Origin of the sequence: Corynebacterium sp. p3-SID1056, assembly GCF_025152525.1 — a bacterium.
In the GTDB taxonomy this organism is placed as follows: domain Bacteria; phylum Actinomycetota; class Actinomycetes; order Mycobacteriales; family Mycobacteriaceae; genus Corynebacterium.
This window is the reverse complement of record NZ_JALXXL010000001.1, coordinates 79140-92471: the sequence shown is the minus strand read 5'-3', so window position 1 is coordinate 92471 and position 13332 is coordinate 79140. Positions and strand designations below refer to the sequence as shown.

Annotated in this window: 14 protein-coding genes; 7 read left to right on the top strand and 7 right to left on the bottom strand. The window is 64.8% G+C overall.

What is annotated here, in order from left to right; genetic code table 11:
- Positions 1-22 precede the first annotated feature (22 nt).
- Both recA and recX read left to right on the top strand, forming a co-directional pair.
- Entirely contained in the window at positions 23-1144 is a 1122-nt protein-coding gene (gene recA, locus M3G14_RS00445) for a recombinase RecA (RefSeq protein ID WP_259923844.1), read from the top strand.
- A complete protein-coding gene (recX, locus tag M3G14_RS00440; protein WP_259923843.1) occupies positions 1144-1743 on the top strand; it encodes a recombination regulator RecX in 600 nt (199 codons plus the stop codon). Before recA ends, recX begins: the two co-directional genes overlap by 1 nt.
- Here the strand turns inward: recX and M3G14_RS00435 are convergent.
- The 4 genes from M3G14_RS00435 to gluA all read right to left on the bottom strand — a co-directional run bounded on the left by M3G14_RS00435 (position 1740) and on the right by gluA (position 5108).
- Positions 1740-2678, bottom strand: a complete 939-nt coding sequence (locus tag M3G14_RS00435) for an amino acid ABC transporter permease (protein WP_259923842.1) — start codon at positions 2676-2678, stop codon at positions 1740-1742. The genes recX and M3G14_RS00435 overlap by 4 nt on opposite strands.
- Positions 2678-3364 (bottom strand): glutamate ABC transporter permease GluC, encoded by a 687-nt coding sequence (gluC, locus tag M3G14_RS00430; RefSeq protein WP_259923841.1) that lies wholly within the window; start codon positions 3362-3364, stop codon positions 2678-2680. Before gluC ends, M3G14_RS00435 begins: the two co-directional genes overlap by 1 nt.
- 69 nt (positions 3365-3433) lie before the next feature.
- Entirely contained in the window at positions 3434-4312 is an 879-nt protein-coding gene (locus M3G14_RS00425) for a glutamate ABC transporter substrate-binding protein (RefSeq protein WP_259923840.1), read from the bottom strand.
- Positions 4313-4379: 67 nt separating this feature from the next.
- The gene (gene gluA, locus M3G14_RS00420; RefSeq protein ID WP_259924297.1) at positions 4380-5108 is read right to left on the bottom strand and encodes a glutamate ABC transporter ATP-binding protein GluA; all 729 of its coding nucleotides are present in this window, start codon (positions 5106-5108) and stop codon (positions 4380-4382) included.
- A 193-nt stretch (positions 5109-5301) separates the two neighbouring features.
- Between gluA and miaB the strand changes: the two genes are divergently transcribed.
- On the top strand, positions 5302-6849 hold the full coding sequence (gene miaB, locus M3G14_RS00415; protein ID WP_259923838.1) for a tRNA (N6-isopentenyl adenosine(37)-C2)-methylthiotransferase MiaB: 1548 nt from the start codon (positions 5302-5304) through the stop codon (positions 6847-6849).
- Positions 6850-6912: 63 nt separating this feature from the next.
- A complete protein-coding gene (locus M3G14_RS00410) occupies positions 6913-7638 on the top strand; it encodes a hypothetical protein (RefSeq protein ID WP_259923836.1) in 726 nt (241 codons plus the stop codon).
- Here the strand turns inward: M3G14_RS00410 and M3G14_RS00405 are convergent, their stop codons facing one another.
- Both M3G14_RS00405 and M3G14_RS00400 read right to left on the bottom strand, forming a co-directional pair.
- Positions 7639-8736, bottom strand: coding sequence for a GNAT family N-acetyltransferase (locus M3G14_RS00405; RefSeq protein ID WP_259923835.1), 1098 nt, complete (start codon positions 8734-8736; stop codon positions 7639-7641). It lies immediately after the preceding gene.
- Positions 8736-10067 carry a DUF349 domain-containing protein gene (locus M3G14_RS00400; protein WP_259924296.1) on the bottom strand — a complete coding sequence of 444 codons (1332 nt, stop codon included), beginning with the start codon at positions 10065-10067 and terminating at the stop codon, positions 8736-8738. Before M3G14_RS00400 ends, M3G14_RS00405 begins: the two co-directional genes overlap by 1 nt.
- Before the next feature lie 316 nt (positions 10068-10383).
- Here M3G14_RS00400 and M3G14_RS00395 point away from each other — a divergent pair, with 316 nt between their 5' ends.
- From M3G14_RS00395 to dapF, 3 genes are read left to right on the top strand one after another with little or no spacing between them, the layout of a single operon-like run.
- Complete coding sequence (locus M3G14_RS00395) at positions 10384-10995, top strand: hypothetical protein (RefSeq protein WP_259923826.1); 612 nt, start codon at positions 10384-10386, stop codon at positions 10993-10995.
- Between the two features lie 11 nt (positions 10996-11006).
- A complete protein-coding gene (gene miaA / locus M3G14_RS00390) occupies positions 11007-11930 on the top strand; it encodes a tRNA (adenosine(37)-N6)-dimethylallyltransferase MiaA (protein ID WP_259924295.1) in 924 nt (307 codons plus the stop codon).
- Positions 11927-12745, top strand: coding sequence for a diaminopimelate epimerase (gene dapF / locus M3G14_RS00385; protein ID WP_259923819.1), 819 nt, complete (start codon positions 11927-11929; stop codon positions 12743-12745). Before miaA ends, dapF begins: the two co-directional genes overlap by 4 nt.
- On the opposite strand, the gene M3G14_RS00380 is transcribed toward dapF, so the two are convergent.
- A complete protein-coding gene (locus M3G14_RS00380; protein ID WP_259923818.1) occupies positions 12742-13254 on the bottom strand; it encodes a hypothetical protein in 513 nt (170 codons plus the stop codon). The genes dapF and M3G14_RS00380 overlap by 4 nt on opposite strands.
- Positions 13255-13332: the final 78 nt, after the last annotated feature.

The window sequence follows — 13332 nt, the reverse complement described above, 5'->3', positions numbered from 1 at the left end:
GAAAGTGTAAGGAGCGAAAAATATGGCTGCGAAGAAGAAAGCTGCTGGAAGCGGCAATGACCGTCAAAATGCGCTCGATGCCGCAATGGCGATGATCGAGAAGGATTTTGGCAAGGGTGCCATTATGCGCCTGGGCGATGACAATCGCCCGCCGATCCAGTCCATCTCCTCGGGCAACACCGCGATTGACGTGGCGCTCGGCATCGGTGGGTGGCCGCGGGGTCGCGTCGTAGAGATCTACGGCCCGGAGTCTTCGGGTAAGACGACGGTCGCGTTGCATGCGATTGCTTCCGCGCAGCGTGCCGGTGGCATCGCCGCGTTTATCGACGCCGAGCACGCGCTCGACCCGGAATACGCAAAGAAGCTGGGCGTGGACACCGACAACCTTTTGGTGTCGCAGCCTGATACTGGCGAGCAAGCACTCGAGATCGCAGACATGCTGGTCCGCTCCGGCGCGATCGACATTATCGTGATCGACTCCGTGGCCGCGCTGACGCCGAAGGCGGAGATCGAGGGCGAGATGGGTGACTCCCACGTCGGCCTGCAGGCACGCCTGATGTCGCAGGCGTTGCGCAAGATGACAGGCGCGCTGTACAACTCCGGCACGACCGCCATCTTTATTAACCAGCTGCGCGAGAAGATCGGCGTGATGTTCGGCTCGCCGGAGACCACCACGGGCGGTAAGGCGCTGAAGTTCTACGCCTCCGTGCGCTGCGATGTGCGGCGCATCCAGACGCTGAAGGATGGGCAGGATTCCATTGGTAACCGCACGAAGATGAAGGTGGTGAAGAACAAGGTCTCCCCGCCGTTCAAGATCGCGGAGTTCGACATCATGTATGGCGAAGGCATCTCCCGCGAGTCCTCCATCATTGACCTGGGAGTGGATAACGGCATTGTGAAGAAGTCCGGGTCTTGGTTTACCTACGAAGGCGATCAGCTTGGCCAGGGCAAGGAGAAGGCCCGCAACTTCCTCAAAGACAACCCAGATCTGGCCAACGAGATCGAGGACAAGATCTTCCGTGCGCTCGGCGTCGGCGCGTACGCGAACGCGAAGGACGATAACGAGCTTTCCGATGATCCGGTGGACATGGTGCCGAATATCGACTTCGACGATGACGAGGCCGCGACGGCGGACGCGAAGTAGTGGCGCAACCAGACCCGGAGAAGCTGGAAAAGCTACAACAAGCCCTTGCCGCCTACGAGCGCGGTGAGCGTCATGGCGAGCTCTTTGACCGCACCCGCGAAGAGGCGCTCGCCCCGGTGCGTAAACGTGCCCTCGGCCTCCTCGACCAGCGCGCCCGCTCACGCGAAGAACTGCGCGGTCGCTTGGTGCGTGCGGAGTTTGCGCCGCAAGTAATTGAGGAAGTCCTCGACGAGCTTGAACGCAACGGGCTGATCAACGACGCCAACTTTGCCCACGAGTGGGTCCGCCAGCGGGCGAAGCGGCGGGGCAAATCCTCGCGCGCGCTCGACCGCGAGCTTGCGCAAAAGGGCGTAGGCCGCGCGGATCGTGCGGATGCACTTGCGCAGCTGAGCGAGGAAGACGAGGAGCACACGGCGCGCGAGGTCGCGCAAAAGAAAGCTCGCCAGGTCAAGCGCGTACCCGCAGACCGCGGCGAGTACAACAAGCTCCTGCGGCGGGTGGTGGGCGCGATGGCGCGCCGCGGCTTCCCGGAGGGCATGGCGCTGGCCATCGGCAGAGAGGTCCTTGAGGCGCGGCTCGACGAGCTCCGGGAAGACTAACGGTCCGGGTTATCGATCCGTACGTAGTTCGGATCGTGCCAGTCCACGTTCACGTTGTCCTTCGTATCCAGGCCTTGGTCGGCCTGCTCGGGCACACGGGCGAAGGGGTTGCGGCGGGCTCGGCCAGCACGCAGCTGCCGCTCCACTCGAGACGCCAGGCGGGTGAGCAGGAAGTTGATCGCGATCATGATGATGCCCACCACGATGAGCGAAGGTATGTAGTTCTGGTTGGCCGAAGCGACCTGGGTGCCGGAGCGGACTACTTCGATGTAGCCGATCTGGTAGCCAAGCGCCGAGTCCTTCAGCGCGATGACCATCTGGGAGATCAGCGCGGGGAGCATCGCCGCCACAGACTGGGGCAGAAGGATCTGCCACATGGTCTGCCAGTGCGACAAGCCAAGCGCCTGCGCCGCTTCCGTCTGGCCTTTCGGTAACGACTTGATGCCTGCGCGGAGGATCTCTGCGATGACTGCGCCGTTGTAGAGCGTCAGCGCAACCACCACGGCCCAGAAGGCGAGCCCCTTCGGCGGCACGATCTTGAATACCGCGAAGAACTGGTAGAGGAAGATCATGAGCATCAGCACGGGGATCGCGCGGAAGAACTCGATGATGATGCCGCAGATCCAGCGCACGGGCTTGGACTGGGCAAGCCGGCCGAGACCGAAGATCACGCCGAAGACAATGGCGAAGAGGATCGACAGCGCCGCAGCCTTGAGCGTGCCAAGCAGGCCCGGGATGATGTAGGTCGTCCACGTATTCCCCTGGATAAAGGGCGTCCACTTCGCAGCGGTGAACTGGCCGTTGCCGGCGAGGGTGGCAATGACCCACCACGCCACGGCCGCGAGCGCGACGAGTGTGAGCACGGTGTAGATCCGGTTGCGCCGGATGGCCTTGGGGCCGGGAGCATCGTAAAGAACAGTTGCGCGGACAGACATTAGCGCTTCACCGCCAATCGGTCAGACAGCCAGCCAAGGACAAGGCCCATTGGCAGGGTGAGGATGAGGAATCCGGCGGCGAAGACGCCGAAGATAACAAACAGCTCGTTCGCGTGGAATTCGATCGTGGACTTCATCAGCAGCGAGGCCTCGGCCACGCCGATGACGGAGGCAATCGTCGTGTTCTTGGTCAGCGCAATCAAGGTGTTGCCCAGCGGCACGATCGCCGCGCGAATGGCTTGCGGGAAGATGATCAAGGAGAAAATCTGCCCGAAATTCAAGCCCAGGGAGCGGGCCGCTTCTGCCTGCCCGAAGTGGACGGTGTTGATGCCACTACGGAGCGATTCCGCCACAAAGCAACTGGTGTAGAGGATGAAGCCGAGCACGGCGAGCCGGAAATTCTGGTCCACAATAAACGTCGAGGAATCCCGGCTGGCGAGTGTGAGCCCGAGGTTTTGATACAGCCCGAAGGAGCAGAACAGGACCACCAGGGTCAGCGGGGTGTTGCGCACCGTCTCAATGTAGGTGGTGGCAAGGCCACGCAGTACGCCAACGGGCGAGACCCGCATTGCGGTCAGTATCGTGCCGAGGATCATCGCGCCGATCGCCGAGTAGACGGTCAGCCTGATCGTGGTGAAAAACGCCGGCCAGAGCTTCGGCAAGAGGTCGGCCCATAAGGCGTCCATGGTGTACTCCTACAAGATGTGCGCGCTTATCGACGCCGCCGACAAGCACGCTGGGTGGGTGGGCGTGTCTTAGTTTTCGAGGAAGGAAAGATCGCCCGGGGTTGCCTCGTTAACGCCTTCGCCGCCCTCGAGGTTTGCATCGCAGAAGTTCTGGAAGGAACCGTCGGAGTACATCGCCTCAAGCGCCGTATTGATCGCGTCGACCGCGGCGGTGTCGTCCTTCTGCACGCCGATGCCGTAGTTCTCGTTGGTGAACGGTTCGCCATCCTTCTCCAGCTCGACGACCTCGAAGTCGCCGGGAGACTGGGCGGCGTAACCGCCGAGGATGGTGGCGTCGGTGGTCAACGCGTCAACGTTGCCGTTGCGCAGGGCCTCGACACAAGAAGAGTAGGTGTCGTACTCCTGCAGCTGGACGCCCGGCAGCGCGTCCTTGACCTTCTGCGCCGGGGTGGAGCCGGTAACGGAGCAGAGGATGCGCCCGTCGAGGTCCTCGAGACCGGTGATGTCGTTCGCGTCCTTGCGTACCAGCAGGCTCTGGTGGGTCAGCAGGTACGGGCCGCCGAAGCTGACCGCCTCAGAGCGCGACTCGTTGATGGTGTAGGTAGCGCCGATTGCGGCAACCTCACCGTTTTGGATCAGGGTTTCGCGCTGGGCAGACGGGGTCTCGCGCCAGGTGATTTCCGGGTGCTCCCAGCCGTTTTCGTCCGCGATGGAGTTGACCACGTAGGTCAGTACCTCGACGTCGAGGCCGGACATCGTGCCGTCCGCCTCGCGCAGGCCAAGGCCCGGCTGGTCGTACTTGGTACCGAGGGTGACGTTGCCGGCCTCGATCTGGGCGAGCAGGCCGTCGCCGCCTGCCTCGCCCTCGGAGCCGCCGCAGGCAACCAGGGTGGTGGCCGCCAGCGCGGCGACGGCGGTGGTGGTCAGGGTGCGTAGTGCGCGGTTCATGAGTGTTCTCCTTGGAAAGTGAAAATGGGGTGTTGATAGGAATGGGAAGGGGGAGGGGTGGGTCGCGTTAGTGCGAAAGAATCTTTGCCAAGAAATCCTTCGCACGCTCGGACTGTGGGTTGGTGAAGAAGGACTCCGGGTCGGTGTCTTCAACGATCTCGCCGTCGGCCATGAACAGGATGCGGTCGGCCACCTTGCGGGCAAAGCCCATCTCGTGGGTGACCACCACCATCGTCATACCGGTTGCGGCGAGTTCGCCCATCACATCGAGGACTTCTCCGACCATTTCGGGGTCGAGGGCGGAGGTTGGCTCGTCGAAAAGCATGACCTTCGGCTCCATTGCCAGTGCACGCGCGATGGCGACGCGCTGCTGCTGACCGCCGGAAAGCTGCGCCGGGTACTTCTCAGCTTGGTTGCCGATGCCGACGCGGTCGAGGAGTTCCGCCGCGCGCTTCTGCGCGTCCGCCTTGCTCATCTTGCGTACCTTCATCGGGCCAAGCGTGACGTTGTCGCGGATGGTCAGGTGCGGAAACAAGTTGAACTGTTGGAACACCATGCCGACGTCGGCGCGCAGTTTTGCCAGCTCCTTGCCCTCGGCGGGCAAAAGCTTGCCGTCGATGTGGATCGTGCCATCCTCGATGGTTTCGAGGCGGTTGATCGTGCGACACAGGGTGGACTTGCCAGAGCCAGAAGGGCCAAGCACGACGACGACCTCGCCTTTAGGCACGGTCAGATTGATGTCTGTCAGCGCGTGGAAGTCTCCGAAGTACTTCTGCACGCCCTCCATGCGGATCATGGGTTCAGTTTCCTGTGTCATAGGCATAACAAGTACTCCAAGAACGTGACGCACGCCACCGACTTGTGAAAGTTTGTGTAAATTTCCCCCAAACCGTGGGTAACGTTGGCGCAATTTTTCCTGTTGGATCGCTGTCCGGTGCGCGCATGCGGGCGGTTGGGTGGATCATGCGCGCGGGGATAGACTGTGGGCCGTGACGCAGCAGAACAACTCCCATACCAAGGACATCACCACGGGCAATACGGCGCGAACCTACGAGGTACGCACCTTCGGGTGCCAGATGAACGTGCACGACTCCGAGCGCCTTTCCGGCATGCTGGAGGAAGCCGGCTACGTTGCCGCGGACGCGGAGGCGGAGGCGGACCTGGTGGTCTTCAACACCTGCGCGGTTCGGGAAAACGCCGACAAGCGCCTCTACGGCACGCTCGGCCAGCTGAAGAAGACGAAGGAGCAGCACCCGGGCATGCAGATCGCCGTCGGTGGCTGCTTGGCGCAGAAAGATCGGGACACGGTGCTTGAGAAGGCTCCGTGGGTGGATGCGGTATTTGGCACGCACAACCTGTCCGCGCTGCCGGCGCTGCTCGACCGCGCGCGTGTGGAAGAGGAAGCACAGGTGGAGATCGTCGAGTCGCTTGAGGTCTTTCCATCCGTGCTGCCGGCGAAGCGTGAGTCCTCCTACGCGGGCTGGGTGTCGGTGTCTGTTGGCTGCAACAACACGTGCACGTTCTGTATCGTGCCGAGCCTGCGCGGCAAAGAAGTCGACCGTCGCCCCGGCGACATCCTGGCGGAGGTGCAGGCACTGGTCGACCAGGGTGTTTCGGAAATCACGCTGCTGGGGCAAAACGTCAATGCCTACGGTGTGAACTTTGTGGACGAAGACTTAGCACGCGACCGTTCGGCCTTCTCCAAACTTTTGCGCGCCTGCGGCGAGATTGAGGGCCTGGAACGGGTGCGCTTTACCTCCCCGCACCCTGCGGAGTTTACGTCCGACGTGATCGACGCGATGGCGGAGACCCCGAACGTGTGCCCGCAACTGCACATGCCGCTGCAGTCCGGGTCGGACAAAGTGCTCAAAGACATGCGGCGCTCCTACCGTACGAAGAAGTTCCTCGGCATCTTGGACGAGGTGCGCGAGAAGCTACCGCACGCCTCGCTGACCACGGATATCATCGTCGGTTTCCCGGGGGAGACGGAGGAAGACTTCCAGGACACGCTCGACGTGGTGGAAAAGGCGCGTTTTACCTCAGCGTTTACCTTCCAGTACTCGCCGCGCCCCGGGACTCCGGCCGCGGAGATGGAAAAACAGGTGCCCAAGGACGTCGTGCAGGAACGCTTCGAGCGCCTCATCGCGCTGCAGGAGCGCATCAGCGCTGAAGAAAACGCCAAGCTGGTCGGCACCGAGCAGGAGCTGCTCGTGCAGGCAGAGGGCGGGCGCAAGAACGACCGTACCCACCGCATGTCGGGGCGCGCTCGCGACGGTCGCCTCGTCCACTTCACACCCGAGGGCAGCATCGACGGCGAAGTCCGGCCTGGTGATGTCGTGCACGTGCGCATCACCGACTCCAAGCCGCACTTCCTCATCGCGGATGGCGGGGTGCTTGCACACCGACGCACGAAGGCCGGCGATAATTCGGCCGCAGGCGAGGTGCCGACGACCGCGCCAGTAGGCGTGGGCCTGGGCCTGCCCACAATTGGTCAGCCGGTCTCGCCCGCGGTATCACCCGGCGGCGCGTGCTGCTAGCACGGGCTGACACAAGGCTAGAGTAGAGCGGAAACGTACAGATCGCACACACGGGAGGACACGATGGCGCAGGCACCACACCCGGAAGATAACCGCATCGCCGACAAAACGCGGGCAAGCGCGGGGGCTCCTGCCGCGGCCGCCCGCGCCGCGCAGGCGGAGAAGCAGGCGGGGAGCCATATCCCCGTCGGCGTCGGTTACTGGGTGCTCGCTGCTTGTGTGGTGGTCTACCTCATTGCAATGAGCCTGCCCTTTGCCGCCGGGGTGAGCGGCTGGCAATTCGTCGGGCACACCGCAGCGTCCGTCGACGCGCAGGCGAAAGTGACGGAATACGTCTTTGCTTGGCTGTCCTGCGCGGGACTCGGCGTGCTGACAACACTTGCGCTGCTCACTCGCCGTTTTGCCGTCGCCGTCCCAGCGTGGATGCTCACGACTATCTCGCTGTTTACCTCGCTGCTCGCCATCTGGCTACGCCGCACTAGCGCCTCCTTCGAGCAGGGGCTTGGCCACGGCCCGGGCATGTATCTTGCCGCGGTTGCGGTGCTGGTGGCCACCTTCGCATTCATCCCGGTGGTCACGCGCCGCGATGAGGCGCTGCGAGAGGTTGGCGAGCAGCGCGCGCGTATCGACGGCACCGATGCAGTGGCTAGGGCGCAGCAAGATGCCACCGCGCACGCGCAGTCGCACCACGACAACCCGCTGCTTATCGACGATCGCCGCGCCCGCGCCGCCGAACGCCACAGGGGGCACAGCGGGCACAACGGGCACAGCAGGCGCAGTGAATCGTAGTTAGCACTTGTGCCAGGCGGTCGTCGACGAGACCCGCTCGGCACCAAGCGTTGCAAGGAGCGCGTTTGCCGCCGCAGAGTCGGCGGGGTAGGAGCAATACACCGTCTCGAGCTCGTCCCACACCTCGTGGGCGCGCGTGAGCGTTGCGCGGATCATGCCTGCGGCAAGGCCCTGTTCACGGTGCTCGGGGAGCACATAAATCAGGCCCAGTTCGCAGACCTTTGTATCGTCGGCGCTATAGCGCACGAGCTCGCACAGGCCCACGATGCGGCCGTCGACGTAGGCCAGCCCGGTGAGCTGGTGTCCGCCCCGGTCGCCGAGGCGCTGCCCGGCCTCGACGATGCGTGCGAGGTCCCACTCGATGGTGTCAAGCGCTAAATCTCCGCGCGGGTATCCTTTCGACGCGGAAGTCAACAGGTGGGCAAACTGCTCCACCTCGCCGGGAATCCCGGGGCGCGTGGAATTGAAGCCGGGGCCTTCCACAACCTCGAAGCTGTCGGCGGGGAAACGGGAAACGTCCGGCAGTGCGGTGTAGACGTCGAGGGGGAAGGTTGCCTGATCTTCGCGGAAGGCGGCTGTGTAGCCGAATGCTTGCAGCGCCGGTGGCTGGTGCTCGTCCGGTGCGTGGGGAACCCAGATGTGGCGGGTAGGGCGCCCGAAGTGGGACGACAGGGCGTCGAGAAGCGTGAGTGCGGCCTGCCATGGTTGAGGCGGAATGGGCTCGCCGGGCAGGGGCGCGATTGCTGCGTCGAGGGTGATGTTGGCCTCGATCACGCCGCGGTCTTCGAGCAGTGGCAGCGAGACGAAGACCCAGGCGACAACGTGATCGAGGTCCCCTTCGAACAGCTCCGGGTAGCCGAGTTCGGTCACGGGGCGCGGTGCGTGAGCGTCGGTGAGCGCGAAAAGGTAGGCCGCGGATTCCGTCGAGGGCGCAAGACGCGTGCGCACGTGGGACGCGCTGACCCCCGAGGTTGGCAGCCCAGTGATGTCCTGGATAGCCAGGGTGGCGGAAAAGGCGTACGCCCCGGTGACAGCGTCCGCGCGCTCGTCGGCGTCGCGGTGACTGGCGCGGGGCGCGAAGAGCTGCGGGGTGAGCACTAGTTGTCGTTGACCGCCTTGGTCGCCACGTCGGCGAACTCCTGCCACTGCGCAGCCTGCTCCCGCAGCTCGGCCGCTTTGTCGGCCTTGCCCGCCGCCTCGGCGGCCTCCGCCTGCTTCTTCAAGTCGTCAGCCTTGACCTGGAATTGGTTTGCGGTCGCCTGCGCGGCCGGGTCGGCCTTGCGCCAGCGCGATTCTTCCGCCTCGGCGACACGCTGCTCGAGCGCGCCGATCTTGTCCTCGTACTCGCGGATCTTGCCGCGTGGTACGTAGCCAATCTCATCCCACTTATCCTGCAGCTCGCGCAGCTTTGCCTTCGCCCCGCCGAGGCCCTTAGCCGGGTCAATCAGCGGCTCGTACTGCGCGATGAGCGCGTCTTTGGCCTCGGCGTTTGCGGCAAATTCGCGGTCGCGTTCGGCGTTGACGGCGTCGCGGGCCCCGAAGAACTTGTCTTGGGCTGCGCGGAACTTCGCCCACAACTTGTCGTCGGCTTCACGCGGGGCGCGGCCGGCGGCCTTCCACTCCTTCATCAGGTCGCGGTAGGCGCGGGCGGTCTCGTTCCAATCGGTGGAGTCTTGCAGCGCCTCGGCGCGCACCACGAGCTCCTCTTTCGCACGCTTGGCCGCTGCGCGGTGACGATCTAGCTCAGCGAAGTGGGAGCCGCGGCGACGGTTAAACGCATCGCGGGCGCGCGAGTAGCGCTTCCACAGCTGGTCGTCGGTTGCGTGGTCGATGCCGCGGATGGTGCGCCACTCCTCCAAAATGGCGCGGATGCGGTCGCCCGCAGCCTTCCACTCGGTGGAGTGTGCCGCCAGCTCTTCTGCCTCGGCGGCGAGCGCCTCCTTGCGCTCAATCGCGTCGGCACGGCGCTGCGCCTTGGCCTCCTTGGCCTGCTTGCCGGCGACATCGGAGGCGGCAATCACCGCATCCAGGCGGGCGTCGACCGCGTCGAGATCGCCGATCACGGCCTGCTCATCCAGCGACGCCTTGAGCTCCTCCGCACGCTGGCGCAGCTGCGCGGCGTCATCCGGGTGGGCGGCGAGGCGAGACTCAATCAACTCCACCTCGGTAACCAGGTCGTCGAAACGCTGCCCGTAGTGCGCCAGGCCCTCCTCAGGGGTGCCCGCCTGCCAGGAGCCGATCTGGCGCTCCGTACCTCCGCGGGTGACAAATACGGCACCGGATTCATCGATGCGGCCGAACTTTGCAGGATCGGATGCGGGGGCAACGGGAGCCGGGTGTGGCACCGGGGACGGGGTAGTGGCCTGGGGGTTCGCCGAGCCTGGCCGCGGACCGGGCAGCGGGCCCGGCTTCGGCGCGCGGTGCGGCATCGCTGCCGGCGAGGGCTTCGCGCCAGGTGTCGGCGTTGCCTGCGGCTTCGCGGCTGGCTGAGGCGTGGTCTCCGGTGTCTGGTCCGAGGTGGTCATTGCAGGTCCTTTCCCTACGTTCAAAGTGCCGCGCGACGCGGCTGCCGGTGCCACCCGTGCGCGTGCAGCGGGCGCTTGGATCCATACGGAATCAGGCCCTTGCACGCGGCGGGTGCTTCAACAGACTTTACAGGGGGCACGCGGGATGTGCGCCAAAAACCTGTGAACTCACTCGCACCACGCGCGGGGCTTTTAAGCCGGGGCCACTAGAGTGGTGTGCGTGACTACTCGCGCCTCGATTCTGCTGATGCCCGGTTCGCCGGCCCTGGTGGGCGCGCTTTCGCCCGCCCATGCACCCTCGCGCAAGGTGCTGCAATGCATTCGGGCGGCCGCGGATGAAGCGTTGGATCGCGTGGACAGCCGCGCTGTCGACATCGTCTGCCCGCTCGAGTCGCGCGACTACACCGAGCTGACCGGGTCTTTTGCGGCGTGGGGTGCGCCGCAGGTCCAACTGGACGCGGGCAACTACCTCCCGGAGCTTATTGCCCGCTACGCGCTGCATCCTTTGGACGCAGCGGTGCGCGAGGTCCGCGAGCGGATCGCTACGCCGGACCCAGAGGTGTTGACCGTGGTCGTGGTGGATGGGTCAGCGGGACTCACTGCCCGTGCCCCGCTCGCGCTTGTGCCCGGCGCGCCCGAGCTGCACGCGCAATTGCAGGACTTCATTGCGGGGAAGGCCGAGCTGCCGAGTCAGCTGGAAGCCCGGGGCGTACTCGAGCCACGCCTGTGGGAGGAGCTGGCGGAACTCGAGACACAGCGGCGCGAGCTGTGCTACGCCGAGGATTCTCTCGGGGTGGGCCGTTATGTCGGGGTGTGGGAGGTCGCCTCTTGAGCACACAAGAGATCCGCCCGATCGCTGTCGTCGGCCCGACGGCCTCCGGTAAGTCCGACCTCGGCATCGCGCTGGCGAAGCGTTTCGGCGGCGAGGTGGTCAACGTCGATTCCATGCAGCTGTATAAGGGCATGAACATCGGCACCGCCAAGCTTGCGCCGGAAGAGCGCGGCGGCGTTCCGCACCACCTGTTGGATATCTGGCCGGTGACAAAGACGGCCTCCGTCGCCGAGTATCAGGCACTGGCCGTCGACACTGTGGAGGAACTTTTAGCCCGCGGCAAGGTCCCCATCCTCGTTGGCGGTTCCATGCTCTACGTGCAATCGCTTATCGACGCCTGGACGTTCCCGCCAACCGACCCGGCGGTGAGAAAGAAATACGAAAAGCGTCGGCAAGCAATCGGCACGGACGCGCTGCACGCTGAGCTAGCCGACATCGACCCTGAGGCAGCGCGCATCATTGAAGATAAGGACCCGCGGCGAACCGTCCGCGCGCTCGAAGTCATCGAGCTGACCGGCAAACCCTTCCGGGCCTCCCAGCCGCCGAAGAACGCACCGCCGCGTTGGGGCACGCGCATGCTGGGCCTGCGCACGAACGCCGAGTGGCTCAACCCACGGATCGCACTGCGCGCCGAGCGGATGTTTGCCTCCGGGCTGATCGAGGAAGTCGAAGCGCTGGTAGGCGAGGGACTGACACGCAACTCCACTGCAGGCCGCGCCATCGGCTACGCCCAGGTGTTGGACATGCTTGCGGGCACGCTCACGCGCGAGGAGGCGGAGGAGCAAACGATCACCGGCACGCGTCGTTACGTGCGCCGGCAGCGCTCCTGGTTCAACCGCGATCCCCGCATCGCCTGGCTCGACGCGACTGCGGGGGGCACGCTCGCGCAAGCTTTGGCGGCACTTGAGACGCCCGCGATAGACTCGCAGGCATGACAACCCCGCTGCACTTCATTAAAGCCCATGCCACGGAAAACGACTTCGTCGTACTCATCGACGTCGACGATCAGCTCACACTGGAGCCTGCGCAGGTGGCCTGGTTGTGCGATCGCCGCGCCGGCATCGGTGGCGACGGGCTGTTGCGCGTGGTGCGCACGGGCGGGGAGTGGTTTATGGATTACCGCAACGCTGACGGCTCGATCGCCGAGATGTGCGGCAACGGCATCCGCGCGTTTTCCCACGTGCTCAAAGCCGAAGGGCTTGAGGAGGCCAACGAGTTCGACGTGCACACCCGCGCCGGGGTCAAACACATCACCGTCGAGGAGGCGGACGCCGTGCACGCCCGCGTGCGTGTTGGGATGGGCAAAGTCAACGTCTTCGGCGAGTCCTGGGCGAAGGTAGGGGAGACCACCTTCGAAGGCATCGCTGTCGACGTGGGCAACCCACACCTCGCAGCGGTGGTTCCGGGGCTGACTGCAGAGGCGCTTGCGCAGATGGAGCTGTCCGCCCCGTCGTTTGACCCGGATGTCTTTCCCAATGGGGTCAACGTCGAGATCCTCACCGCCGCCCACGACGGTCAGTGCTCGATGCGCGTGTGGGAGCGTGGCGTGGGCGAGACCCGCTCCTGCGGGACCGGGACCGTTGCCGCAGGCACCGCGGCCTTGCGCGCCAGCGGTGCGAATTCCGGCAAGGTGACGGTGCATGTGCCGGGGGGCGCAGTTGAAATCGAGCTCACGGATCAGGGCACTGCCGTGATGACCGGGCCTTCGCGCATCGTGGCGCGCGGCCAGCTTGCCGCACCACTGGATTAAGGCCCGAGCTGGCGGGCGGCGCGCCGGGCGTCGTCCCAGGATTCGGCGAGTTCCAGGGCGCGTTCGTCCGCGACAGCGATGAGCCGCTCCAATTGGTAGCGGTCGATGTCGGGGGATTCGAGGTAGCCGTCGATGCGGGCGATGAAACGGCGGGCAGACGAGCTACGCAGCAAAAACTCGCTGATGGCGTGGTGGGAGACGTCGCCGTTGGCCAGCGCTGGGTAGTGCAACGTGCGGTCGGCGACGGCTTGGGTGGAGGTACCTTGCTTAAGGTCCTCGTAGCTTTGCAGGATCTCGGCCATGTCGTCGCGGGTGATGCGCAGCGAGGCCTTCAGCGAGGCCACCTCTGGGTTGGTGTTGTAGCGGCGGTGGACGGCGACACCGAGCATCACCAACAGCACTGCGATGATGAGGCCAGGCAGGCGGAAGAAGACCACCAGCAGGAGTGCTACCGCGAGCACCAATGCCCCGTATAGTGCTTGGATCAAGTCCTTGCGCGAGGGGTCCATCGCTTAGCCGTCACCTCCTGAGAGCATACCGAGTGTCGATTTCGCGCCATCGTAGCGCGAATGTCTTATCGATGTGTG